Origin of the sequence: Lachnospira intestinalis (genome assembly GCF_040095895.1) — a bacterium.
Classification (GTDB): domain Bacteria; phylum Bacillota; class Clostridia; order Lachnospirales; family Lachnospiraceae; genus Lachnospira; species Lachnospira intestinalis.
Window position 1 is genome coordinate 26,851 of the sequence record NZ_JBBMFS010000004.1, and the last position, 26,534, is coordinate 53,384.

23 protein-coding genes are annotated in these 26,534 nt (G+C 43.2%); 20 read left to right on the forward strand and 3 right to left on the reverse strand.

Going from position 1 to position 26,534, the window contains the following annotated elements; all coding sequences use genetic code 11:
- Positions 1-289: 289 nt before the first annotated feature.
- The 3 genes from WMO37_RS05755 to WMO37_RS05765 all read left to right on the forward strand — a co-directional run bounded on the left by WMO37_RS05755 (position 290) and on the right by WMO37_RS05765 (position 7,704).
- Entirely contained in the window at positions 290-1,438 is a 1,149-nt protein-coding gene (locus tag WMO37_RS05755; RefSeq protein WP_022431391.1) for a DUF4317 domain-containing protein, read from the forward strand.
- A gap of 30 nt (positions 1,439-1,468) precedes the next feature.
- The gene (gene pepT / locus WMO37_RS05760; protein ID WP_022431392.1) at positions 1,469-2,695 is read left to right on the forward strand and encodes a peptidase T; all 1,227 of its coding nucleotides are present in this window, start codon (positions 1,469-1,471) and stop codon (positions 2,693-2,695) included.
- A gap of 347 nt (positions 2,696-3,042) precedes the next feature.
- Positions 3,043-7,704 carry a fibronectin type III domain-containing protein gene (locus tag WMO37_RS05765; protein ID WP_349154545.1) on the forward strand — a complete coding sequence of 1,554 codons (4,662 nt, stop codon included), beginning with the start codon at positions 3,043-3,045 and terminating at the stop codon, positions 7,702-7,704.
- Positions 7,705-7,812: 108 nt separating this feature from the next.
- On the opposite strand, the gene WMO37_RS05770 is transcribed toward WMO37_RS05765, so the two are convergent.
- A complete protein-coding gene (locus WMO37_RS05770) occupies positions 7,813-8,991 on the reverse strand; it encodes an iron-containing alcohol dehydrogenase (RefSeq protein WP_022431394.1) in 1,179 nt (392 codons plus the stop codon).
- Between the two features lie 280 nt (positions 8,992-9,271).
- Here WMO37_RS05770 and WMO37_RS05775 point away from each other — a divergent pair, with 280 nt between their 5' ends.
- The 3 genes from WMO37_RS05775 (at position 9,272) to WMO37_RS05785 (ending at position 13,574) form a co-directional block, all read left to right on the forward strand.
- Positions 9,272-10,486, forward strand: a complete 1,215-nt coding sequence (locus tag WMO37_RS05775; protein ID WP_022431395.1) for an FAD-dependent thymidylate synthase — start codon at positions 9,272-9,274, stop codon at positions 10,484-10,486.
- A 128-nt stretch (positions 10,487-10,614) separates the two neighbouring features.
- Complete coding sequence (locus WMO37_RS05780) at positions 10,615-11,994, forward strand: MFS transporter (protein WP_022431396.1); 1,380 nt, start codon at positions 10,615-10,617, stop codon at positions 11,992-11,994.
- A 149-nt stretch (positions 11,995-12,143) separates the two neighbouring features.
- Positions 12,144-13,574 (forward strand): methyl-accepting chemotaxis protein, encoded by a 1,431-nt coding sequence (locus WMO37_RS05785; protein ID WP_022431397.1) that lies wholly within the window; start codon positions 12,144-12,146, stop codon positions 13,572-13,574.
- Between the two features lie 161 nt (positions 13,575-13,735).
- On the opposite strand, the gene WMO37_RS05790 is transcribed toward WMO37_RS05785, so the two are convergent.
- Together WMO37_RS05790 and WMO37_RS05795 are read right to left on the reverse strand one after the other, a co-directional pair.
- Positions 13,736-13,870 (reverse strand): hypothetical protein, encoded by a 135-nt coding sequence (locus WMO37_RS05790; protein ID WP_349154546.1) that lies wholly within the window; start codon positions 13,868-13,870, stop codon positions 13,736-13,738.
- Positions 13,871-13,897: 27 nt separating this feature from the next.
- A complete protein-coding gene (locus WMO37_RS05795) occupies positions 13,898-15,043 on the reverse strand; it encodes a glycerate kinase family protein (protein WP_349154547.1) in 1,146 nt (381 codons plus the stop codon).
- A gap of 278 nt (positions 15,044-15,321) precedes the next feature.
- Between WMO37_RS05795 and WMO37_RS05800 the strand changes: the two genes are divergently transcribed.
- The 14 genes from WMO37_RS05800 to WMO37_RS05865 all read left to right on the forward strand — a co-directional run bounded on the left by WMO37_RS05800 (position 15,322) and on the right by WMO37_RS05865 (position 26,502).
- Positions 15,322-15,915 carry a sugar diacid recognition domain-containing protein gene (locus WMO37_RS05800; RefSeq protein WP_349154637.1) on the forward strand — a complete coding sequence of 198 codons (594 nt, stop codon included), beginning with the start codon at positions 15,322-15,324 and terminating at the stop codon, positions 15,913-15,915.
- A 208-nt stretch (positions 15,916-16,123) separates the two neighbouring features.
- Positions 16,124-16,336, forward strand: a complete 213-nt coding sequence (locus tag WMO37_RS05805; RefSeq protein ID WP_022431400.1) for a FeoA family protein — start codon at positions 16,124-16,126, stop codon at positions 16,334-16,336.
- A 47-nt stretch (positions 16,337-16,383) separates the two neighbouring features.
- Complete coding sequence (locus WMO37_RS05810) at positions 16,384-16,608, forward strand: FeoA family protein (protein ID WP_022431401.1); 225 nt, start codon at positions 16,384-16,386, stop codon at positions 16,606-16,608.
- An 89-nt stretch (positions 16,609-16,697) separates the two neighbouring features.
- On the forward strand, positions 16,698-19,202 hold the full coding sequence (gene feoB, locus WMO37_RS05815) for a ferrous iron transport protein B (RefSeq protein ID WP_349154548.1): 2,505 nt from the start codon (positions 16,698-16,700) through the stop codon (positions 19,200-19,202).
- 101 nt (positions 19,203-19,303) lie between these two features.
- Positions 19,304-19,438, forward strand: a complete 135-nt coding sequence (locus tag WMO37_RS05820; RefSeq protein WP_022431403.1) for a FeoB-associated Cys-rich membrane protein — start codon at positions 19,304-19,306, stop codon at positions 19,436-19,438.
- A gap of 28 nt (positions 19,439-19,466) precedes the next feature.
- Positions 19,467-19,871: a YbaN family protein gene (locus WMO37_RS05825; RefSeq protein ID WP_227090164.1), complete on the forward strand. Its 405-nt coding sequence runs from the start codon at positions 19,467-19,469 to the stop codon at positions 19,869-19,871.
- Complete coding sequence (locus WMO37_RS05830) at positions 19,858-20,223, forward strand: nitrous oxide-stimulated promoter family protein (RefSeq protein ID WP_227090165.1); 366 nt, start codon at positions 19,858-19,860, stop codon at positions 20,221-20,223. The genes WMO37_RS05825 and WMO37_RS05830 overlap by 14 nt, the downstream gene beginning before the upstream one ends.
- Complete coding sequence (locus WMO37_RS05835; protein ID WP_349154549.1) at positions 20,213-21,943, forward strand: ABC transporter ATP-binding protein/permease; 1,731 nt, start codon at positions 20,213-20,215, stop codon at positions 21,941-21,943. Before WMO37_RS05830 ends, WMO37_RS05835 begins: the two co-directional genes overlap by 11 nt.
- Positions 21,944-23,602 carry an amino acid ABC transporter ATP-binding/permease protein gene (locus WMO37_RS05840; protein ID WP_349154550.1) on the forward strand — a complete coding sequence of 553 codons (1,659 nt, stop codon included), beginning with the start codon at positions 21,944-21,946 and terminating at the stop codon, positions 23,600-23,602.
- 64 nt (positions 23,603-23,666) lie between these two features.
- The gene (locus WMO37_RS05845) at positions 23,667-24,470 is read left to right on the forward strand and encodes a tRNA threonylcarbamoyladenosine dehydratase (protein ID WP_349154551.1); all 804 of its coding nucleotides are present in this window, start codon (positions 23,667-23,669) and stop codon (positions 24,468-24,470) included.
- Positions 24,471-24,521: 51 nt separating this feature from the next.
- A complete protein-coding gene (locus tag WMO37_RS05850) occupies positions 24,522-25,160 on the forward strand; it encodes a GDSL-type esterase/lipase family protein (protein WP_022431409.1) in 639 nt (212 codons plus the stop codon).
- An 82-nt stretch (positions 25,161-25,242) separates the two neighbouring features.
- Complete coding sequence (locus tag WMO37_RS05855) at positions 25,243-25,716, forward strand: transcriptional repressor (RefSeq protein ID WP_022431410.1); 474 nt, start codon at positions 25,243-25,245, stop codon at positions 25,714-25,716.
- Entirely contained in the window at positions 25,701-26,072 is a 372-nt protein-coding gene (locus WMO37_RS05860; RefSeq protein ID WP_022431411.1) for a heavy-metal-associated domain-containing protein, read from the forward strand. Before WMO37_RS05855 ends, WMO37_RS05860 begins: the two co-directional genes overlap by 16 nt.
- 112 nt (positions 26,073-26,184) lie before the next feature.
- A complete protein-coding gene (locus WMO37_RS05865; protein WP_022431412.1) occupies positions 26,185-26,502 on the forward strand; it encodes a DUF6110 family protein in 318 nt (105 codons plus the stop codon).
- The last annotated feature ends 32 nt before the right edge of the window (positions 26,503-26,534 follow it).

Genomic DNA, 26,534 nt, shown 5'->3' on the forward strand with positions numbered 1-26,534 from the left:
TAAGTAACAGAACTTTTTATTTATATACTTATCATGCCCAAATGTCAAATAAAATCTACAAAGTATTAAAAAAAGTACATTGCAGATTTTTAAAAAGCAGGCTAGTGTGAAAAATAACGCTGATGCGCTTATTTTTCACACAGCACTTTGTGCCGCAAGCATCACAAAGTTGCTTTTTATCGCAGAGCCAAATAAGATTTGGCTCGCGATTCCGCAGGCATTAAAATGCCTGTGGAATGGAGATTATTAAAAAAAATGTAAAAAAGAATACATCGGAATGGAGTACAAAATGATTAAAAAAGAGATTAATGAAATTAAATCACAATATACATTGGAAGAGTGTGGTATTTTAAGACTGTGTGGCTGTTATGTCAACGGTGACAAGGAAAAAGTGGCACGGTTTAACCAGACGTTTTTAAATCTGCCGGAGGAAGAAAAACATAAATACTTCGATATTTTTAGAAAGACATTGTCGGGAACACCGGGCAAGAATCTTTTGGATATGCGTTTTACCATGGATTCCTATGCAGACGGCGGCGCGAGAACCTTTTTATATCAGCTGCGCGACAGCGAATTAAAAGATGATGCCCTGCTTGAAAAATTTTATGATAAAGTCATTGAATCATACAGTCATCCGGGAAATTATCTGATTCTGCTGATTAATCAGGTGTATGACGTGCCGGGACGGACCAGTGACGGCATTGACATGGAAGATGCATCAGATGAGGTGTACAGTTATCTGCTGTGCAGTATCTGTCATGTATCGCTTTCAAAACCGGGACTGGGATATTTTGAAGAAGACCATGCCTTTCATGACCAGCAGCAAAATCACATGGTGGATTTGCCGGATATCGGATTTTTATTTCCGGCATTTAATAACAGGAGTGAAGACGGGGAAGGCGTGTTATATTATTCAAAGGATGCCAATGCGTTTGAACAGCTGTTTCTGGCACAGGTTTTAAACTGTGAAGTGCCGCTTTCTGCAGGCAGCCAGAAGGAGAATTTTCAGGTGCTGGTAGAAGAAACACTGGGCGAAGAATGTAATTATGAAACAATTAAAAATATTCATGAGAATCTTAATGAGATGATTCAGGAACAGAAAGGAAATCCTGAACCGGTGACAATTGATAAGACCGAGATGCGGGATTTGCTGGAAAAAAGCGGTGTAAAAGAAGAACGTTTACAGGATTTTGAGGAACATTTTGAGCAGGCGATAGGAGAAAATACACGGCTGATGGCAGCAAACATTGCGGAAACACGCAAGTTTGAGGTAAAGACACCCGATGTTGTGGTAAAGGTCAATCCTGAAAGAACCGACCTGGTTGAAACCATGGAAATCGAAGGAAAGCAGTACCTGGTCATTCAGATTGACGAGCATCTGGAAGTCAATGGGATTTCAGTCAATCCCGAAACAGGAGAGGTGCAGTATAACGAATAATATAAAAGACAGAAAGGGGCAGATACAGCAATGAAAGAGCGGGTTACGCAGCGTTTTTTAAAATATGTGGCAGTAGATACGCAGTCCGATGAGGCTTCAGACACGTTTCCGAGTACAGAAAAGCAGAAGGTACTTGCAAAAATGCTAGTGGAGGAATTACGCCGGATGGGCGTGCCGCAGGTAGAAATTGACGAACAGTACGGTTATGTCTATGCAAAGATTTTATCCAACAGGCCAGATGGAGAAAAAGTGCCGGTGCTTGGATTTATTGCACATATGGATACTTCTCCCGAAGTATCGGGAGCGGATGTAAAACCGCAGATTATCCGTCAGTATGACGGCAAAGACATCGTGTTAAATAAAGACAAAAATATTGTCTTATCGGTGGAAGAATTTCCGGAGCTTGTGCAGTATACCGGACAAACGCTGATTACGACAGACGGTACAACACTGCTTGGCGCAGACGATAAAGCCGGTGTGGCAGAGATTATGACGATGGCAGAACAGCTGTGCAGCCATCCGGAGATCGTACACGGGGATATTGCCATTGCATTTACCCCCGATGAAGAAGTGGGCGGCGGCATGGACCATTTTGATGTGGGGCGGTTCGGTGCAGACTATGCCTATACTGTTGACGGCGGGGCACTCGGCGAGCTGGAATATGAGAACTTCAATGCGGCGAAGGCAGTGATTCATGTAACCGGAAGAAGCGTTCATCCGGGAGATGCCAAGGATAAGATGAAAAATGCCGCAGTTATGGCAATGGAATTTCACAGTGAACTGCCAAAGCAGGCATGTCCTGAACGTACAAGCGGCTATGAGGGCTTTTTCCATCTGACCGACATGCACGGCAGTGTGGAAGCGGCACAGTTATCGTATATTATCCGTGACCATGACCGTGAAAAGTTTGAAAAGAAAAAGCAGCTGGTGGAAAGCATTTGCAGTAAACTGAATGAAAGACATGGTGGAGCGTTTTTTGCGGCAGAAATCACGGACCAGTATTACAATATGAAAGAAAAAATTGAACCGTATCTGTTTTTAATAGAAAATGTAAAGACATGTATGAAAAAGCTGGACATTGAACCGCATATCCAGCCGATACGGGGCGGAACAGACGGCGCAAGACTTTCCTTTATGGGCATTCCGTGTCCGAATCTGTGCGCAGGCGGTCACAATTTTCACGGACGGTATGAATACTGTTGTGTAGAATCTATGGAAAAAATCACGCAGCTTCTTATATTGCTGGCACAAAAATAGGAATTTAGAACCAAAAGCCCGCAGGCAGATTTGAAAAGAATCTGTCTGCTTTTTTTTATTTGTCGGGTTTTGGCATACGAAATGCACAAAAAAATGTCGAAAACTTAACAAAATGAACATAAACTTATCAAAAATACACAAAAATAAAAGACGATACCAAAGTATCATTGACTAAATGCCTGTAAAATGTTACTTTAATAAAGAACTTAGATAAAATGTTTATGCAAAAGTATTTCAAAAAACTCCTGAAAATATTGTAATGTAGGTTTTGCATAAGCATTTTTTTAAGTGGAATATAGAATGTATTGGGATTATCTGTGGCTGGGCGCAGATAAGAAAGGAGTGCTATGAGAAGAAGCTTGAAGAAAATGATGGCTGTCGGACTTACGACTGCGATGACAGTCGGTTCCATCAGTTTTCAGGGGTTGTCAGCAAATGCAGCGGGACTGCCGACAACCGACGGACATAACAAATATGTCAACAGTGAAGTCTTTAATGTGATTTCTGATGATAGTTTTGGTACAAAGGAATTGGAGAACCCTTTATTTGACAAGACAACGGGAAGCAGTGACATCAGTAATTTACAGGTTCCAACACTGGCATATGACGATACAAGCATCGCACTTGTATGGGATAAGCCGGAAAAATATGATAATGTAGCAGATTATAACGTTTACGTCAACGGCACACTTGATGGAACAGCAAGAAAGAATTATGAAGAAAATGCCAAATGGGCAGATACATATATGAAATCCTTCTATGAATATTATGAAACCAATAGTGACGTAGATATGGTAAATGTGGATATTCATTCTTATCGTGCAACAGGTCTTACACCTGACACAGAGTATACCTTTAAGGTTGTTGCAGTTGATAAGGACGGAAAAGAACTCGGAACGGCAAAGGAAATCAGTCAGAAAACGACAGTTAAGCCGGAGGAGTTTAACATTTTAGATTATGGTGCAGTGGCAACAGAAGGTTACACTTCTTATAATGATGAAGTCAATGCACTCGTAGAAAAGAATACAAAAGCAATCCAGGCAGCAATTGATGCTTGTACACCGGGCGGAAAGGTTGTGATTCCGCAGGCTGAGGACGGAAAGGTCTTTGTATCCGGTGCACTTTGGTTAAAGAGTGACATTACAGTAGAATTAGACGGTACACTCTGGGCATCACCAAACAGTGACCATTTTGAAATCGGTTTCTTAATGTATCCGTTCTACACCGATACAAGAGGCTGGGGCTTACTGAATGCCACAAGTGCCGATGAAAATGCTCCGCTTGAGAATATCCGTATTACCGGTAACGGTACACTTTACGGCAACGGCTGGAAGTATGGTGTAGGCGATAAAATGTATGAAGACGGTTACACCTCCAATACCGGTGTAAATACGCAGGCAGGTGATCCGTCAGATACAGAAAACTATGGTCTGCCAAGATACATGGGCGGCAGTAATACAAAGGTTTATTACTATGGTATCCAGGCTGCCGATTCTGCAAAGAAATATCTTGCCAACCTCACAAACGAAGACGGTTCAAGAAAGTATTCCGATGAACTGATTAATTCGCTGTCAGGCTATATTGAAAAAGATCTGGCAGATAACGGTAAGGTTGATAAAAACGGAAAGGATAAATTTATCGACGTAGAAACGGGAAATAATGCAGGTATTGAAAAGGCAGATATTACCAATGCTTATGCGACACGTTCCAGCCTGTTAATTATGAGAAATGTCAGCAACGTTTATGTAGGTGACATTACCGTTGAAAATCCGGCAAACCACTCTGTTAATATTCTGGATTCCAGAAATATTTCAACAGAAAATGTCAAGGTATTCTCTTATGACGGCAACAACGGTGACGGACTTGGATTTGGCTGTTCACAGAATGTAATCTGCTGGAACAACTTTACAGATACAGGTGATGATAACTTAGGTTTCGGTGCATCTGTTGGTGAAGGCGCAAGAGACAGCGATATTCAGACCAATTCAGAAATCTGGATGTTTAATAACTTCCTTCGTGAAGGTCACGGCGGTCTGGCAGCAGGTTCACACACAGGAAACGGTATTCAGGACGTATTATTTGAAGATACCGTCATGAACCACATTGATATGGCATTCCGTTTCAAATCTGCACCGACGAACGGTGGTTTTATTGCCAACATTACAATGCGTGACTGCGCAGTTGCAGATACACAGCAGGCATGGGTACTCACAACAAGCTACAGTGACCCAAACAGTGCATCTACAACAGAATTTGCAGAAATCGGAAAATTCTACAACTTTGCATCGTACAATGTGTCCGTATACGGCGTACAGTATAATACCGTACAGGTACTTGCAGATGTTGATCCGGTCAGCAATCCACAGAAACCATGGCATACACACAGCCACTTATACTTCCAGGATATTACCTTTGGTAATGTCGGAACAAATGGCGGCTTTAAGAATAAGAACGGCTGGGAATCATTAATCGGCTGTGAAAATTCAGTATTCTATAACTTTAAGACCGTATCTTATGCAAAGAAGGCAGTAGATAAAAAGACGGATAAGACATGGAATAATATGCAGTATTGCAAAGACATTGTATTCCAGGGTACAACATGGGATTCAGTCAACAACTGCACCGATAAGATGCAGAACATGATGTCAGGTATTACTGTAAAGGATTCAACCGTAAAGGCAGAAGTTGTTCCGGCTGTTACAGAACCGGATTCAGGTTCTACGGGTGGAGAAGGTGAAGAAACAACCGTTAAGGCAGCATGGGATGCAGCGGCAATTGCAGCAGCTACAACAACTGCCAACGGACTGACAGCACATGCAGATGCCAATGATGCAAATGGCGGCTGGAAGACTGCAACAGTAGCAGAAGCCGATACAACAGGTGAAGGTGCTGTATGGCCGGTCGGAACAGAATATGTCGTGTCCGGTAAGACGAAGGCAATGGATTCAGACGGTAAAACACAGTCTAAGGGAACCATTCCGGTATCAGGATGCTTCCTTACATATGAAGCTGCAGAAGACGGCGTATTAAGCATTGACCAGAAGACGCTTGCAACCAAGAGATTTTATGTAGTGGATTCAGATGGTAAAGTTGTTGTAGACTATCAGAATACCAATGCAAAGGATACAGCAGCAAAATATGAAACATTAACTGCACAGGTACAGGCTGGAAAGACCTATTACATTTATGCAAACGGCGCAACAGCAAATATTTTAAAGATTACATTTGCTACAAAGACAGCCGGTACAGCAGCGCAGACAGCAGTACAGGCACAGACCGCCAAGGCTTCTGACGGACGTCAGGTAAAGCTTTCATGGAATGCGGTTGAGAATGGAGCAGAAGAAGTATTCTACGGTGTAGATACTTATGTAGATGGTGAAAAGGTTGATATTACAGATGGTATTACAGGAACAGAAACCATTATGGACAGATTATCATCCGGTGTAACTTATACATTTAAAGTATATGTAAGTGAAAAAGGTGACAATGCAAACAGCATGAGTGTTACAGGACAGAATAAAACATTACTCGGCGAAGTAACTGTTACTGTAGACGGTGAAAAAGATACAGCAGATATTGAAGCACCGGAAAATGTGACATCAGAACTTGCAAGTGCAGTTTATACACATGCACAGGGAACATGGACAGCAATCAGTTCAAGTGATGCAAGAATCAGAGGTTATAAGATTTACGCAAACGGAAAGCTTGTCAATACAGTTTATAACTATCAGATTCCGAAATTTGCAACGGCAGAAACCGTATCAAAGCAGATTGGCAGACTGACACCGGGTACAGAAAATACCGTTGAAATCGTTGCATTTACAGATGCAGGGGTTGAATACAAGTACCCACAGGCACAGATTACAACACTTGGCAGCTATGATTACAAAGCGCCGGTATTCGCAGAAAATGCAAAAGTAACGGCAGAAGTAAAGGATAACGATGTTGTTCTTACATGGACAGCAGCAACAGATGACACCGCAGTCGGCGGATACCGTGTATATGTTGACGGAACACCGGTTGTACCGGAAGGTAAGGACTTCAATCCGGTAAACGGCGATTATACAACGGCTGAAACAACTTATACAGTAACAGGTCTTGATTTAACAAAAGACCATACATTTACAATTCAGGCAGGCGATACATGGTGGAAAGCCGCACAGACTATGGGAACATATGATAAGATGGCAGGCTTTAACTGGACCGTAGAGGGCATCAGCACAACACTGAGTGCCAGATATGAGTCGGATTCTGCTGTAACAGATGCTTCCGGTGCAAATATAGCGGTTGCAGTAAAGGCAGATGCAGGTGTAATTCCATCAGGAAGCCAGCTGAAAGTAACAGCATTGGGAGAAGGAAATGCATATGATGCAGTAAAGAAATCTTTTGACAATAAGAAGTTCTCACTGCTGGATATCAGACTGCTGGATACAGAAGGAAATGTCATTCAGCCGGATGGAACAGTTACAGTTACGATTTCAGTTCCAAATGGTTATGACTCTGCAAAAACAAAAGTATTCTATGTTGCAGAGGATGGAAGCATGGAAGATGTAAATGCAGTTTATGCAGATGGTAAAATGACATTTACAGTGGCTCATTTTAGCAATTATGTAATTGTGGATGAAACAGTAGTCAAGGATAATGACAATTCAAACACTGGTGATGACAACCAGAATAATGGTGGACAGAATAACGGAAACCAGAACGGTGGCAATCAGAACAACGGTGGACAGAATAACGGAAACCAGAATGGTGGCAATCAGAACAACGGTGGACAGAATAACGGAAACCAGAGCGGTGATAACCAGAATAATGGTGGACAGAATAACGCAGACCAGAACAGCAATAATCAGAATAACAGCCAGAATGGCGGAGCAGTATCAGATCATACAGATACAGGCGTAAAGACAGGAGATTCTTTTGCAATGTGGTTCTATGTAATTCTGATGGCAGCTGCAGCAGGTTTTGCAGGATGCCTTGTTATGAAGAAAAAGAAACTTGAAAAATAAAGAGCAGAAAATTGTATAATTAAAAGGCAGGGACACCGCATAGCTTGTGTTCCTGCCTTTTGCTGTATGATGTTAAAACTTATAGCTGTGGGCTTTGCCCCGACAGCATTATAAAGCGGTTGTATAAATAGCAACCATGTCTTCAACAGACAGGTGTTTTACTTTTCCGGCATTGTGGTGGGTGGAAATGTCACATTTTTCAGCCATAGTGCGAATCTGCTCCGGTGTCGGGGTAACGCCGAGTTCGGATAAAGAAACCGGCATATTGATGGAGTGATAAAAGTCTTCCATGGCTTCTATGCCCTTCAAAGCGGTTTCTGTATCATCTGCACCGGCGGTTACGCCTAAGACATGTGTGGCAAACTGCGCAAAGCGGGCAGGACGGGCATCCAGTACAAATCTTGCCCAGCTGCCCCACAAAGCGGCGAGTCCGGCACCGTGTGCCACGTCAAACAGACCGCCGATTTCATGCTCCATTTTATGGGTTGCCCAGTCACCGCCGTCCGTGCCGCAGCCGGTCAGTCCGTTGTGGGAAAGACTGCCGGCCCACATGACTTCTGCACGCGCATCATAATTAGCAGGTTCGTCTTTTAAAATCTTTGCATTTTTCATAACGGTGCGCATTAAAGATTCACTGATACCGTCTGTCAGTTCCATATTGTCACACTGGTTAAAATAGCGTTCCATGGTGTGCATTAAAATGTCAACACAGCCACTTGCCGTCTGATATGGCGGGAGTGTCATGGTCAGCTCCGGATTCATAACGGCAAAGCGGGCACGGCTGAAATTACTGCTGTAGCCGCGTTTAATCTGACCGTCTTCTTTGGTGATAACAGAAGAACCGCTCATTTCACTTCCGGCAGCAGCAATGGTAAGCACTGCGCCGATTGGAAGACAGCCTTCTGCCTGACGTTTAAAATCATAAAAATCCCAGACATCGCCGCCGTTGTAGACACCGTAACCGATGGCTTTCGCAGAGTCAATGACACTGCCGCCGCCGACAGCAAGAATAAAATCTACATTTTCTTTTTTACAGAGTTCAATACCTTCATAAACAAGGGAAAGGCGCGGATTTGGAACAACGCCGCCCAGTTCTACGTAAGAAACCGCTGCTTCGTCAAGGGATGTCTTAATGCGGTCGAGCAGACCGGAGCGGACAACACTGCCGCTTCCGTAGTGAATTAAAACCTTTTTGCAGTGCTGTTCTTTAACCAGCGCACCGGTCTGATTTTCAGTGCCTTTGCCGAAAACAACCTTTGTCGGTGTATAATAAGTAAAATTTTCCATAGATAACTGCCTCCAAATATTTTAAAATAAGTATGTATTTATAAAAAATACATGACAGATGAGAATGATTTCAGTATTATTATAGAGAAAGATTTTTTAAATTTCAAGAATGGAGCAATGTGAAGCACCCTTAAATTTAAGGCGCTTCACATGGCATTTTGTGCTGCGGGCATCACAAAATGCTTTTATCGCAGAACTGAATGAATTCAGATGAGAAATCGCCCGTGCGAATTGCTCATCGCTGGATTGCGATAAAAGGGCGCAAGAAAAGGAGAAAAATATGACAACAATTCAGACGATTGCTGCAACGACGGAATGTAATGATGTAATTCCTGAGCAGATGAATACAGAACTGACAATTTTAAGCGGCAAGTTTGCCGGTACGTGCTATGCAAAGGAAGGGTACCAGACGATTCGTACCCAGCCGGTGGAACGTGCGGTAAAGAGAGCAGAAGGCACGGCGGAACGCGGACATCATTCGGTATTCCAGCACTGCATGGTGACAATGGAAATCCAATGTCCGAAAATCATTGCCATGTTGTTAAATTCTATCGGTGTATCCAATACATCAGAAAAAAGTGCAAGATACACCAAAATGCAGCCGCAGACCGAAAAAGAACGGGAGTTCTATGAAAAGTGGCATACACTGGTATTAGAACGGATTTGTGAGGTGTATCCGGGAAAATTTGATGAAAAGGAAGTGGACAAGCTTGCCTATGAAAATGCAAGATATATGATTTCTGTTTTTTGTCCGACTGCAATGGTCTATTCCCTGCCGTTCCGTAACATTTTCTATGTGCTGGACTGGACAGAGCAGATGAAGAAAAATCTGGAGAAATTATCCGGCGGCTTTAATAAAAGACTGCATGACGAACTGGAATCCTTAGAGGAGCAGTTACTTTTAGTTGTCGGCGGAAAACAGAATTTCCATGACAATAAAAATGAAGCCTTCCGCTTTATGCCGGTACAGGCTTACGGGGAGGACGATAACGACAACCGTGAATATTTTGGTGATGTCTATACGGCAAAATTCCTTGCTTCCTTTGCACAGGTAGCACAGGAACAGCGCCACAGAACTCTGCGCGTAAAAATTCATTTCAGCGGGGACGATGCAGAAGAATATGGTTTTTACGTACCGGAAATTCTTCGGGGAACACCGTTAGAGGAACAGTGGCTTTCGGATATGCGAAGCATTAAGGAAATATATCCGCAGGGAACACTTGTATCCGTTACGGAACAGGGCTTGTTTGAAGATTTTGTATTAAAAAGCAAAGAGAGAATGTGCGGCAGGGCGCAGCTTGAAATTATGCGCATTACAGAACAGCTCACACAGAAATTTGTTGAGAATGCAGATAATCTGTCCACTGCCAATAAGAAACGTTTAAAAGACATCACAGAAAGCGGGAAACCATGCGCCCGCTGTGGATTTGCGGACTTTACCTGTACGGAAGGCTGCAAATGGGGCAAAAACGGCGCACTAACACGCACAATTTAGGAATACAAAAATATAGAATAGAAAGCTGTCAGATACAGAAATGTAAAACATTTTCTCTGACAGCTTTTTTGTATATTTTTTTAAGAATCCGCCATACTGAAATTGTGATGTTAAAATGGAGGAGCTTTATGAAAAGAAAATTTGGTATGGCGGATAAGCTTGGGTATATGTTTGGCGATTTTGGCAATGACTTTGCATTTATATTATCGTCTATGTTTTTGTTAAAATTTTATACGGATGTGATGGGCGTATCGGCGGTAGTCGTTGGTACGATGATGATGGCAGCGCGGCTGCTTGATGCGTTCACGGATGTGACGATGGGGCAGATTGCGGATAGAAGCCGCGGAAATAAAAAAGGCAAATTTGCACCGTGGCTATTAAGAATGTGCGGACCGGTGGCAGTATCTTCATTTTTAATGTATGCTTCGTGGTTTGCAGAAATGCCGATGACATTTAAGATTATCTGGATGTTTTTTACGTATCTGCTCTGGGGCAGTGTGTTTTATACGGCAATTAATATTCCATATGGTTCGATGGCATCGGCAATTTCGGCAGAGCCAAAAGACAGAACGGCGCTATCGAACTGGAGGACAATCGGCGCTACGCTTGCGGCAACGGTTATTGGTGTTGTACTGCCGTTAGTGGTTTATTACACCGATGAAAACGGGAATGCCGTGCTTTCCGGTACGCGTATGAGCATTGCAGCGTTCTGGTGTTCTGTAGGTTCAGTTATCTGTTATCTGTTGTGTTATTTTATGGTAACGGAGCGCGTAAAAGCAGAAACAACAAAGCAGAAATTCTCATTTATGGGACTGATTGGCAGTCTGATTCAGAATCGTGCGCTCATCGGAATTGTGGTAAGTGCATTGCTGTTACTGCTTTCCCAGTTGTCGTTATCCAATATGGGTGCATACATTTATCCGAATTATTTCGGTGATGTCAAAGGACTTTCGCTGGCTTCACTGATCGGAACAGCGGTCACGCTGGTGCTGTCTGCCTTTACGGTGCGGCTGGCTGAGCGGGTCGGGAAAAGGGAAATGTCGGCGGCCGGATCGATTATCGGTGCGGCGGCATTGATAGCGGTATATTTTGTGCATACAAAAAATGTGTATGTGTGGCTTATTTTTTACGGCATTTCCTATATCGGACTGGCAATGTTTAATCTGGTGTGCTGGGCGATGATTACAGATGTCATTGACGATACACAGGTGCGTACCGGACAGCGCCAGGACGGAACAATTTATGCGGTGTACTCCTTTGCAAGAAAGTTGGGACAGGCGGCATCATCAGGGCTTGTCGGTGTTTTGCTGTCAGTGATTGGCTATAATACGGCAACGGCATATGACGAAAAGGTTGTAAACGGCATTTATACGATTACGTGTATTGTACCGGCAGCAGGATTTGTTTTACTTGCACTGTCCTTATGGTTTTTATATCCGCTTGGAAAGACTAAGGTGGAAGAGAATGCACGAATTTTAAAAGAACGAAGAGACAGAAGCGGAATGTAAGGGACTGGCAGTCCGTTGTTTTGGTATAAAAACAGGAACAATTGCTGATATTATTTACTTTTACACGGTAATGTGGTATAATCAGAATTACTTAAATAGTGTGACCGGATTAAAATTGAAAATTAAAATACAAAAGGTAGGAGAAGGTTATGGAAAGAGTACACAAGGCGAATCTGCTGGTGATTCTGGCATGTGTTTTAGCATTGTCAGTAACAACGATTATGTCTTATGGAATGTCGGCAAAGTCTATTAAGGGCTGTGGTGTGTTGGTAGCAACGCTGGTCATTGTAGCTGTTGCGAATTTTTTGAAAATCAGCGATTTTGCCAAAGCATTGGTCATTGTTTTATGCCCGTCTTATGCAGTATTAATTTATTCAGGCTTGGTGAATGGTAATAGAATTGCATTTCTGGCAAATTTTATCACATTAAGTATGGCAGCGCGGTATTTTGATAAGAAAATTATCAAGTATTATGCGATTCCGTTTACGGCGACATGTGTTGTATGTCTGTTTATTAATGTTAAGATTATTGATGAGGCATTTGTTGGTGCAATTTCAAAAATTTGTTTATTTGCAGCAAGTGCAGTGCTTTTATATCTTGGGACAAAATTTGGGGAGAAAAAGACAAGGCAGGCAGAAGCGGCACTCTGCCAGGTGCAGGAAAATACAGCAGTTGCCAACCGGATTGCTTTTAATCTGAACAGGGAAATTGTTGAATGTGGCACACAGGTAGAAGAAGTGACTTCCCATGCACAGTCTGTTAAGACATCCGCAGAACAGATGGAGCAGGTTGTGGATGAATCAAGCCGTGCGATTCAGACAGTTAGTGAGAAACTCAATACAGCCAAAGAACAGATTGATAAAAATTATGACTATGCACAGCAGCTGGAGCAGAGCTTTGCAGAAGTGACACAGGCAGTAAATGACGGTAATAAAGAAGCAAAGACAGTTCAGAAATCTATGCTTGAAATGTCTGAAACGGTCGGTCAGGCAAGTGATGCCACGGCAGGGTTGTTAGAACAGATGAATACGATTACAGGCATTTTAAATGATATTAATGCAATTGCCGGACAGACAAATCTCCTGTCCTTAAATGCTTCAATCGAAGCCGCCAGAGCCGGTGAACATGGAAAAGGATTTGCGGTGGTTGCAGACCAGATCCGTGTTCTTTCAGAAGACAGTAGAAAATCGGCAGACAGTATCAAAGAAATTATTCTGACACTGACAGAAACCGTCAATGGTGTGGTAGACAAGATTTCAGCAGGTGCTGATGCGGCAAAGAACAGTTCCGTACAGATTGAAGATTTAATCGGTAAGCTCGATACGGTTAACAACTCCGCAGAATCTGCAACAGTAGTTGTCAAAGAAGAATACGATGTTATCGGTGAGGTCAAAAGACAGTTTGACGATATTCAGGAAGAACTGGATACCGTAGCTGCAACTTCAGAAGAAAATGCCTCAATGGTTGCGGAAATCGGCAATAATATTGTCAATCAGACGGATTATGTCATGAAGCTTTCCGGTTCAATTGACAGTTTAAAGGAGTCTTCTAAGAAGCTGGAAGAACATTTTAATGAATAAAAATACAGATTTAGTAAATTATCTGGCGCAAAAGTATAGACAGAATAAACAGTTCTGTATAGATGAAAGCCGCAGGGGCATATGCTTCTGCGGCTTTTGGTATTTCAGCTATCTTTATGCGGGGGCTTGAACGGAAGCCCATAGTGTTGTGCTTATTACAACTATAAAATGTAAACAAGAATAGATACAACCGTACTTGTCAGTCCGCCGCCGCCGATGAATCCGCCGATTAACGCACCGAGAATAAGACTATATGCAAGGTGAACTTTTTTAATAATTAAAATAATTGCAATCACGAGCCCAATCAAAGCTCCAATTTTTCTCTATAATGATGAAAATGTCCGTATTGTGCGGAATACCTGCTCTGCGGTGTCCGCCATATTCTGACGGGCGTTGGCAGGATTCATGGCATCTTCTAAAGAAACAACATTTCTTAAAACCGGGAAAAAGGCATCAATGCCCTCGCGGTTGCAGGCAGTGGCATCTTTTGTGACACAGCCTGAGAACGCAAGTACCGGTTTGTCAAACTGCTTGGCAATCTTTGCGACACCAATCGGGGCTTTTCCCATAACCGTCTGACCGTCTAACCTGCCTTCTCCGGTTACGACAATATCTGCATCTTTGATATAATCACTTAACCGGGTTTCTTCAAGAACAATCTTAATCCCGGATTCAAGCGTGCCGTTTAAAAAGGTCATAAAGGCAAAACCGAGACCGCCTGCGGCACCGCTTCCTGCCGCTTTCGGATTGGCGTGCGGGAAAATTTCCCGTGCCAGTGTGGCATAGTAAGCCAGCCATTTATCCATTTGCAGAATCATGGCCGGCGTAGCGCCTTTCTGCGGACCGAAAATAGCACTGCAACCCTGTTCGCCGCACAGAGTATTGGTTACATCACAGGCAATACGGAACGTACAGTCTTTTAATTCCGGCAGGACATTGTCGGTGGTAATTTTATCAAGGACTTCAAGACCCATAGCGCCGAAAGGAACCGGATTGCCGGTTTTGTCAAGCAGTCCGAAACCGAGGGCCTGTAACATACCGGCACCGCCGTCATTGGTGGCACTGCCGCCGATACCCACAATAAAGTGGCGGCAGCCTTTTGTAATCGCATCGCGGATGACTTCGCCGACACCGTAGGTCGTTGTATAGAGCGGGTTGCGCTCCGTGTCGGGAACAAGTGTAATACCGGCAGCACCGGACATTTCAATAATGGCAGTCCTAGTGCTGTCAACAATGCCGTACTGGCAGGATACCGGCTTGCCGAGCGGTCCGGTGACGGTAACGGTTGTAAGCTGTCCGGCACAGCCGAGTGTCAGTGCTTCAACCGTTCCCTCGCCGCCGTCTGCGAGCGGACGGACTTCAATCTGCGCATCGGGATAGACGCGCCGGATACCTTCTGCGGCGCTGTTTCCCGCTTCAAAGGAAGATAAGCTTCCTTTAAAAGAATCAATTGCAATTACTGCTTTCATAAAATCAACCTCACAATCTTTCAACTTATTTATCATTTGGTTTGGAATCATCTGTTCATAGTGTTTTGTATCACGCGTGTTTTTGATGATGTTATTATAACAGGGCATTTTTTAAAATGATATGTTATACAGAACAAAAAGAAGTATAAAATAATATAAATTTATGTTATGTTAAACAATATTAAAGAGAATATAAAAAAATTCTGCATTTAAAATGTGACTAGGAATCACTGCATTTGTAAAAAATTAGAAAAATCAGACGGACCAATACCGGTTATATAAAAGCCGGAGAAACCATCGAAGTAACAGATGATGACAGTTTTTTCGGCACAAAAAGGGGCATCAATATCCCGATTACATATAACGGAAAAATCATTGCGGTTATCGGAATCAGCGGAGCCGTTGAGGAAGTGAGAAAGTATGCCTATCTGGCACAGAAAATCACGGATATTTTGCTTAAAGAGCGGGAACTGGAATCGCTGGGAGCGCAGAAGAAAAACCGTTTGAATTATGTAATCCGCTGTTTAATAAACCGGGAAAATATGAATACAGCCTATTTGTCGGATACGCTTAAAGAAAACGGCTTATCAGAGGATACGCTGTGCCGGGTGGTAATTGTACGCCTGAATGTGCGCTACAATCCGAATAATCTGTTTATGATACAGTCGGCGATTACACAGGCATTTGCACAGATGAACTGCAGCTTTTACAGATACAATTATCCCAATGAGTATATTTTAATTATTGAAAAGGAACGGCTGGAGAAAAACAGGCATATTTTAAAAAGACTGGCAGATACATATGAAAAGGTATTGTGTATCGGTGTCGGCAGTGTCAGCACGGTCATGGCAGGAGCGGCATCGTATGGCTGACCGGCTACAATCCGCGTAAATTTACCGATGCCGTCGTCTTATACAGTGCTGTGCGGCTGGAAGATATCCCGGAATCATAAAAACGATGGACAAGTAATTAAGAAAATTTCTCAAAAAGTTCTTGACTTCTAATGAACGTTAGCATATACTAACGAAAGTAGGAAAGAACTATCAAAAGTTATTTATGATACACAAGAAAGGAGCTGCAATGATGCCGTTATCAATGGTTAAAGCGGGGGAAACAAATATTATCAGAAAGATTGGCGGAAAGGAAGAAGTCCGCAAGTTTTTGGAAAATCTTGGATTTGTGACCGGTGGGGAAGTTACTGTAGTATCTGAGATAAATGGCAATATGATAGTCAATGTAAAAGATTCCAGAGTTGCAATCGGTAAGGACATGGCGAACAAAATTATGGTTTAGTCATGCTTATATAGAAAACATTTCATGAGGAAAGAAGGAACAGAGTTATGAAAACGCTGAAGGAAACAGCTTGCGGCCAGACGGTGAAGGTAAAAAGACTTCACGGTGAAGGCCCTGTAAAAAGACGGATTATGGATATGGGCATTACAAAAGGTGTCGATGTGTATGTACGCAAGGTTGCACCTTTAGGAGATCCTGTAGAAGTAACAGTAAGAGGATATGAGCTATCGTTAAGAAAAGCCGATGCGGAAATGATTGAAGTGGAAGCATAATTTTCTTGCGGGGTGATAGACAGAAATTTTTTTTACATAGGGGTTAGAAAACGCTAACAAAAATAAGTTATATGAAAGGAAGCATTGAAATGTCGATTAAAATTGCACTTGCAGGTAACCCAAACTGCGGTAAGACGACACTGTTTAATGCACTGACCGGTTCGAATCAGTTTGTAGGTAACTGGCCTGGTGTTACAGTAGAGAAAAAAGAAGGAAAACTAAAGGGACACAGCGATGTAACCATCATGGATTTACCGGGTATTTACTCATTATCTCCATACACACTGGAAGAAGTTGTGGCAAGAAATTATCTGGTTGGGGAAAGACCGGATGCCATCTTAAATATCGTAGATGGTACGAATATTGAAAGAAACCTGTATCTTTCCACACAGTTAATGGAACTGGGAATCCCGGTCATCATGGCTGTCAACATGATGGATATTCTTGAAAAGAACGGGGATAAGATTCATTTAGATAAGCTTTCAGAAAAGCTTGGCTGCCCGGTTGTAGCAATTTCAGCGTTAAAGGGAACAGGCATTAAGGAAGCAGCAGACAAAGCTGTTGATTTAGCAAAGAAAGCAGCAACTGTAACAATTGCACATTCATTTGCAGACAGCGTAGAAGCAGTGATTTCAGCAGTGGAAGCAAAAATCGGAAGCGATGTGGCAGACGAACAGAAGCGTTTCTTTGCCATTAAGTTAATCGAAAAAGATGATAAGATTAAAGATATGATGAAGTCCGTACCGGATGTATCCGCAGAGGTACAGAAGTTAGAGGATGAATTTGATGATGATACGGAAAGTATCATTACCAATGAAAGATACCAGTACATTTCATCCATCATTCATGACTGCTGTACAAAGAGCAAGAAATCAGAAGGCGGCTCTGTATCCGATAAGATTGATAAGGTTGTAACAAACAGATGGGCAGCCCTTCCAATCTTTGCAGCGGTAATGTTCCTTGTTTACTATATTTCTGTAACAACAGTCGGTTCATGGGCTACAGACTGGGCAAATGACGGTGTGTTCGGCGATGGCTGGCATTTATTCGGAATCGGTACATCTGCTTACAACGATGCAGCTGATGAATATGCTCCATACGATGCTGAAATCAAGGGCTTCTTAGAAGCAGCAGAAGAAAAAGCACCGGATGTCACAAAAGAATTTACAGAAGTTTATGATGACGAAGATGCGCAGGAAGCAGATGTCGATGCAGCAATCAAGGCATTTACATCAAACAGTGCAATCAAATCTCTTACAACAGAGGTTAACATTGCAGGAGAAGACGAGGACGAAGAACTCGTAAATGTGAATGTAGCAACATTTGAAACAGCTTTGGAGCAGGAAGAACCGGACCCGGCTGACTATGGTGTATGGGTACCTGGTATTCCGGTATTAATCGGTAACGGACTGGATGCAATCGGCTGTGCTGACTGGCTTTCAGGATTAATCCTTGACGGTATTGTAGCCGGTGTCGGTGCGGTATTAGGTTTCGTACCACAGATGCTTGTATTATTTATTTTCCTTGCATTTCTGGAATCATGCGGCTATATGGCACGTGTTGCCTTTATCATGGATAGAATTTTCCGTAAGTTTGGTCTTTCAGGAAAGTCCTTCATTCCAATGTTAATCGGCAGCGGCTGCGGTGTTCCGGGTGTCATGGCTTCAAGAACTATTGAAAACGACAGAGACCGTAAGATGACCATTATGACAACAACATTTATTCCTTGCGGTGCAAAGCTTCCAATCATTGCTTTAATTGCAGGTGCGTTCTTTGACAATGCAGGCTGGGTAGCATGGAGCGCTTACTTTGTAGGTATTGCCGCAATCATCTGCTCAGGTATCATTTTAAAGAAGACGAAGATGTTTGCAGGAGATCCGGCACCATTCGTTATGGAATTACCGGCATATCATATGCCAACTGTTGAAAATGTACTGCGCAGCATGTGGGAAAGAGGCTGGTCATTCATCAAGAAGGCAGGTACAATTATTCTTCTTTCAACAATCGTGTTATGGTTCTTAATGAACTTTGGATGGGCAGACGGCTCATTCGGTATGCTTGAAGCTGAACAGCTTGACAGCAGTATCCTTGCAGCAATCGGTAGTGTTATTGCACCAATCTTTGCACCACTTGGATGGGGCAACTGGAAGATGGCAGTAGCAGCTATTACAGGTCTGATTGCAAAGGAAAATGTAGTAGCAACATTTGGTATCCTCTTTGGTTTTGCAGAAGTTGCAGAAGACGGTGCAGAAATCTGGGGACAGCTCGGTGCAAGTATCGTACCGATTGCCGCTTACGGTTTCTTAGTATTCAATCTTCTTTGTGCTCCTTGCTTCGCAGCAATGGGTGCGATTAAGAGAGAAATGAACAACACAAAGTGGTTCTGGTTTGCAATCGGATATCAGACAGTTCTTGCATATATTGTAGCATTCTGTATCTATCAGATTGGTTCTGTATTTACGGGAAATATCCACGTAGTTGGATTGATTATCGCACTTCTTTTTGTAGCCGGTTTTATCTATCTGTTAGTAAGACCTTACAAGGAAAGCGATACATTAAAAGTCGATATGAAAAAGAAAGCATTTGCAAAATAATGTATGAATAGGGAAAAGGGTCTGTATCAACAATCTGCTGATGCAGACCCTTTTTGTCAAATGGAAAAATTTATATTTGTATTAGAAAGGATTGGTGTATTATGGGAACAGTTATTGTTGGAATCATTGTACTTGCAATCGCAGGCGGTGCGGCATACAGCCTGCACCGTGACAAGAAAAACGGAAAATCGCAGTGCGGCGGGGATTGCAGCCGTTGTGGCGGACACTGTCATTAAACGAAAACTAAAAAGAAAAGAGGCTTAGATGAAAAAAATAGTAAATGGAATCTGTATTTGTCTGGGATTTTTATCCCTTGCACTCGGCATTGTTGGTGCAGTTCTTCCGGTACTGCCCACAACGCCGTTTTTAATTCTTTCGGCAGCGCTGTTTGCAAAAAGCTCGGAACGCTTTCACACATGGCTGCTGTCCACAAAGCTGTATCAGCGGTATATCGGGGATGCGGTACATAAAAAGCAGATGACAAAAAAAGCAAAGCGGAATCTGCTGGTAACACTGGGGATTATTTTTGCCATTGGTTTATACTTTTCGCCGCTGTTTGCAAAAATAATTATTTTGATTGTAGCGGCGGGACACTTTTACTACTTCCTGTTCCGGATTAAAACAGTAGACGAACAGGATAGCATGGAGCTTGAAAATGAGTGCGAATAAAATAGATGTGGAAAAGAAACGGGCAGAAGAAAAAAAGCTTTTGTCCGTTATGATAGGAATATACTGCCGTGGTAATCACGGCGGCAATGATGGGAATAAAAAAGAATTGTGCGATTCCTGCAAAAAACTGGAGGAATATGCGCTTTTCAGGACAGAAAAATGCCCATTTATGGAAACAAAGACTTTTTGCAGTGCCTGTAAGGTTCACTGTTATGCAAAAGAACAGCGGGAACAGATTCGTGCAGTCATGCGTTATGCAGGACCGCGGATGATATTTTCTCACCCGGTACTTGCATTAAAGCACATACGGACGACCATAAAAGAAAAGAGGAAAAAGAAAAATGTTTCATAAACGGCTCATGCAGGAATTTCGTGATAACATGAAATACGTTGCGGGTATGGTTGCAACACAGTGGCTCATGCTGATTGCAAATGTATTTTTTATGTATACGCTTGCCGGATTCATCAGCAGTGCGGCAGACGGCACGGCAAAGACAGCAGATTTGCAGAAGATTTTTATTGTGCTGGCATGTGTTATTGCAGTGCGTGCGGTAAGCACCTATGTCAATAGCAGACTTTCATTTGCGGCTTCCTGCAATGTAAAATCCAGAATCCGTAAAATGGTCTATGAAAAACTTATGCGTTTTTCGGGTTCATACAGAGAACATCTCTCCAGTGCGGAAGCGGTACAGATTAGTACGGAGGGCGTAGAACAGTTAGAGATTTATTTCGGGAAATATGTGCCGCAGTTTTTCTACAGTATGTTAGCGCCGCTGACACTTTTTGTCATTGTCGGCATGATGAACTGGACGGTTGCGGTGGTTTTATTAATCTGTGTACCGCTGATACCGGTATCCATTATTGCCGTGCAGAAATTTGCAAAGAAAATGCTGGCAAAATACTGGGGAACATACACAGAGCTTGGTGACTCCTTTTTGGAAAGCCTTCAGGGACTGACAACCTTAAAAATATACAGTGCCGATGAACGCTATGCGAAAAAAATGGATGAGGAAGCCGAAAAGTTCAGAAAAGTGACAATGCGTGTGCTGATTATGCAGTTGAATTCCATCAGTATCATGGATTTGGTGGCATACGGCGGTGCGGCACTCGGTATTGCACTCAGCCTTTTGAAATTAAAAAACGGTGCAGTTACACTGACGGAGTGTTTCTTTATCATTATGATTTCGGCAGAATTTTTCCTGCCGCTTCGTATGCTCGGTTCATTTTTCCATATTGCGATGAATGGCAATGCGGCGGCGGATAAGATTTTTAAACTACTCGATACCAAAGAACCGGAAGAAGGCAGTATTAAAGAAACAGAAGGACAGACCATTTGTTTTGAAAATATCAGTTTTTCATATACACCGGAAAAACAGGTATTAAAGGAAGTCAGCTTTTCAACCAAAGAACGGGGGATAACGGCACTGGTCGGTACTTCCGGCTGTGGAAAAAGTACAATTACATCCCTGTTAATGAAGGAAAACAGACCGCAGTCCGGCATGATTACCTTAGGCGGCGAAGTGCTGTCTGATTTTACGACAGAAGGGCTGATGAAAAAGATTACAAGAATCACGCATGACAGCTATATTTTTAAAGGCACGGTGCGCGAAAATCTGGCAATGGGCTGTGAAACTGCTTCCGAACCGGAAATGCGGGAAGCACTCGGACAGGTCGACCTGCTTGGCTTTGTTGAAGAAAACGGCGGACTGGATATGGAAATTCTGGAAAAGGGTGCGAATCTTTCCGGCGGACAGAAACAGCGTCTGGCACTGGCCCGCGCTTTACTGCATGACAGTCCGGTTTACATTTTTGATGAAGCCACTTCCAACGTCGATGTGGAAAGCGAAAATAAAATCATGGAAATTGTACAGGATCTGGCACGTGAAAAGTCTGTTATTCTGATTTCACACAGACTGGCAAATGTGACCGCAGCAGATAAAATTTTATATATGGAACAGGGAAAAATCGCAGAAAGCGGAACCCACGAACAGCTTATGGCACAGAATAAAGCCTATGCGGCGCTGTTTAACAAACAGCAGGAATTAGAGCATTTCAGAGAGGAGGCGGTATAAATGAAATCAAGAAGCGGTATACAGGTAATGGCAGGACTGATTGGCATGATCCGTCCCCTGCTTTCTAAAATGTGCCTCGCAGTATTAATGGGCTGTGTGGGTAATCTGATGGCAACATTTATTACCGTCTTGGGTGCATACGGACTGACAACACTGCTTGGACTAACCGGCGGATTAAAGCTTTCGGTGATATTTACACTCCTTGCGGTATTTTCGGTACTGCGCGGTATCCTGCGGTATGCGGAGCAGGCAAGCAACCACTACATTGCATTTAAACTGCTTGCAGAAATCCGTCATCAGGTATTTGCGGCACTGCGAAAGCTCGCACCGGCAAAGTTAGACGGCAGTGACAAGGGGAATCTGATTTCCATTATCACAACCGATATCGAGTTACTTGAAGTATTTTATGCGCATACAATTTCTCCTATTGCGATAGCAATTATTACATCGCTGTTTATGAGCATTTTTATCGGACGATTTGACGTGCGGCTTGGACTTCTTGCTTTTGTATTTTATGTTATCGTGGGTGCGGGTATCCCGCTGGTAAACGGAAAACTCGGCAGTGCGCTGGGCGGACAGTACCGGAAGCAGTATGGCGGATTAAATACGGCGGTGCTTGACAATCTCTACGGCATGGAAGAAATTATCCAGTATCAGGCAAAGGAAAAACGTCTGAAAAATATTGAGGGCTATACTGATTCTCTTGAAAAGGTCAACAGCCGTTTAAAGAGCAACGAAGCGGTACAGCGGATTGTAACCGATGCCGTGATTTTACTTGCGGGAGCGTCTATGCTTGCAGTCAGTATGAACCTTTACTGGGACGGAACAGTGTCCTTTAACGCGGTACTGATTTGTACGGTTGCAATGCTTGGTTCATTCGGACCGGTATCGGCATTATCCGCACTTTCAAACAATCTGACACAGACACTTGCAAGCGGAAACCGTGTATTAAATCTTTTAGAGGAAGAACCGGTTGTGGAAGATGTGACCGACGGTGCGGCTGCGGCAGACGGTGTGATTGCGGCAGAGCATCTCGACTTTACTTACAGCGAAACGGACGGCAGTACACGCCATGTCTTTTCGGATTTTTCGGCAGAATTTAAGCCGGACCGTATTTACGGTATTTTAGGAAAGAGCGGCTGTGGAAAGTCCACCCTGTTAAAGCTGATGATGCGTTTTTACGAAACAGACGGCGGTGCAATTACGTATGGCGGTAAAAATGTCAATGAAATCAATACGGAAGCACTGCGCAGACACATTTCCTATGTCACACAGGAAACGTTTTTATTTCAGGATACAATTGAAAATAATATCAAAGTGGCAAAGGCAGATGCGACAAGGGAGGAAGTGTGTGCGGCGGCGAAAAAGGCAGCAATTCACGAATTTATCGAATCTCTGCCAAACGGGTATGACACAAAGCTTTCAGAACTTGGCGATTCACTCTCCGGCGGGGAACGCCAGCGAATCGGCATTGCACGCGCGTTCTTACATGACTGTCCGGTCATCTTCTTAGACGAGCCAACCAGCAATATTGACAGTCTGAACGAAAGCATTATTTTAAAGAGTCTGCACACGGAAAAGAAGGGAAAGCAGATTCTTTTGGTGTCCCACAGAAAGTCAACCATGGCGATTGCCGATACGGTTATTGAAATGAATTGACAAAAGCGGAAAACTGTTATAGAATTTATCCTATCGGATTACTAGGATAAAGGAGAATAAACAGATGCTCACGCAATTTTCAAGAACAGAGCTTTTGCTTGGAAAAGAAGCAATGGAGCGGCTGGCACAGTCACGGGTTGCTGTGTTTGGTGTCGGAGGCGTAGGCGGTTATGTGGTCGAAGCACTTGTACGAAGTGGTGTCGGTGCATTTGACCTGATTGATGATGATAAAGTATGCCTGACGAATTTAAACAGACAGATTATAGCAACCAGAAAAACAGTCGGAAAATATAAGGCAGAAGTGATGGCAGAAAGAATCGCAGAGATTAATCCGCAGGCGGACGTAAGAATTCACAAGTGTTTTTTCCTGCCTGAAAATGCAGAGGAATTTCCGTTTGATGAATATGATTACATTGTCGATGCCGTGGATACGGTGACGGCAAAAATCGCGCTTGTAATGAAGGCACAGGAAATGCAAATTCCGATTATCAGCAGCATGGGTGCGGGCAACAAGTTAGACGGCAGCCAGTTTAAAGTGGCAGATATTTATAAGACAAAGGTCTGTCCGCTGGCAAAAGTCATGCGCCGCGAGTTAAAAAAGCGTGGTGTAAAAAAGCTTAAAGTTGTCTATTCAGAAGAAAAACCGACAAGGCCGATTGAAGATATGTCCATCAGCTGCCGTACAAACTGTATCTGCCCGCCGGGGGCAAAACATAAATGTACGGAGCGCAGGGACATTCCGGGAAGTGTAGCATTTGTTCCGTCCGTTGCGGGACTGATTATTGCAGGCGAAGTTGTCAAAGACCTGTGTGCAGGCAGTGACAGGACAACATTTTCCGGAAAATGGGAACGAACCGGTTTTACATAAGACATGCGGCAAAAAAAGTGCAGGAGAAATGCAGGAAAGAGAGGTGGCGCGATGAAGCAGATTTTATGTTTTGGAGATTCAAATACGTATGGACTGGTTCCGGCGACAACAGACCGCTACGGCTGGGGTGTGCGCTGGACAAGCATTATAAATGAAAAACTGGGATTGCAGGAATACCGTGTGATAGAGGAAGGACTTTGCGGCAGGACAACGGTATTTGACGACCCGTTCCGTGAAGGCAGACGGGGAACACAGTTGTTTCCGACACTGCTTGAAACCCATCGTCTGCTGGACTGCATTGTGATTATGCTCGGCACAAATGACTGCAAGACAGTTTACGGCGCATCTGCCGGTGTGATAGCAAAAGGTGTTGAAAAACTGATAGAGCAGGCACAGCGGTTTGCAAAAGATACGCCCATTTTACTGATTTCACCGATTCATCTGGGAGAGGGTGTCTGGGAAAAAGGCTTTGATACGGAGTTTAATGAAAATTCTGTTGCCGTCTCAAAGGGACTGGCAGAGGAGTATCGTAAAGTCAGTGAAAAATACGGGCTGGCATTTTTAAATGCCGCGGATTATGCACAGCCGGGAGCCGCCGACAGAGAGCATTTGGACGAGGAAGGACATCAGCGGCTTGCAGAGGCGGTACTGCACGAAATAAAGAACATTATTGATAAAAAAAATCAATAAAAGTTATTAACAACTAACACAAATAAGAGTATACTAACCCATAGAGGATTGAAAAAAATTATCAATAAGAGGGCTGGTATTTATGGAGAGTAATCAGAACAGTCTGGAACGCTATCAGCGGACACAGATGAGGAAAGAAAATATTATTGAAAAGCTGCGGGAGCGCGGCTGCCGGATTACAAAGCAGCGGCAGATTCTGCTGGATGTTATTTTAAAAGAGGAATGTTCCTGTTGTAAGGAGATTTATTACAAAGCAGCCCGGCGCGACAGTAAAATCGGAATGGCAACCGTTTACCGCATGATGAATATGCTTGAGGAAATCGGTGCTGTCAGTCGGCGCGGAACGTACAAGGTGTCAGGACTTCCGGCGCAGGACGGGGTATGTCTGGTGGAATTAGAAGATAACAGCACCATTACCGTGTCGATGGCAACGTGGAATCAGATTGTCCAGTGCGGGCTGGAAGCATGCGGCTATACACAGGGACAGAAAGTAAAATGTGTAGTAGCCGGTCAGCCGGATGACAGAGAGGAAGAAAAAAGATGGGAACAATTATAATTATTGCAGTACTGGTGGTACTTGTTTTATTTGCATTTCGCGGAAGCTTTGCACACTTTAAGGGCGAAGGCGGCTGTTGTGGCGGTGGCGGCAGTGAGCCAAAGCAAAAAAAGAAAAAGCTGGCCGGTGAAGTCATTGCTACCAAGATTATCAGTATTGAAGGCATGCACTGTGAAAACTGTAAAAATACCGTAGAAAAGTATATCAATCAGATTGATGGTGCATCGGCACAGGTGAATTTGAAAAAGAATATTGCGGTTGTGCAGTTGGACAGACCGGTTGAGGATACAGATTTAAGAACTGCCGTAGCAAGAGCCGGATTTACAGTTGCCGGCATTGAGCAGATGGAGGCTTGATGAATGAGATAATGATAAGATTTCTCAATAAGGCAAAAAGTAGTGGAAATTTTATCTTAACGGCATTAAAATAGCTGGTAAACAAAAAACGGCAAAACAGGAGGATTTTATTATGTTAAAGAACTTCAAGAAAATTGACACAAAGCACACAGGATTATTTGCAGCAGGTGTATTATTCGGTACTGCGGGAATTAAGATTTTAGCAAGTGAAGATGCAAGAAAACTGTATGCAAACTGTACAGCAGCCGTACTTCGTGCCAAGGAATGTGTCATGAAGACTGCTACAAACATTCAGGAACACGCAGAGGACATCTATGCGGAAGCACAGCAGATTAACGAAGACAGAGCCGCAAAGGAAGCTGTTATTGATGACGAATCAGATTTCGTAGAGGACACAGAAGAAGCAGCAGAAGCCGAGGATGCAGAATAATTTTTAGAAGGCAATAAAAATGCCTGCGGAAT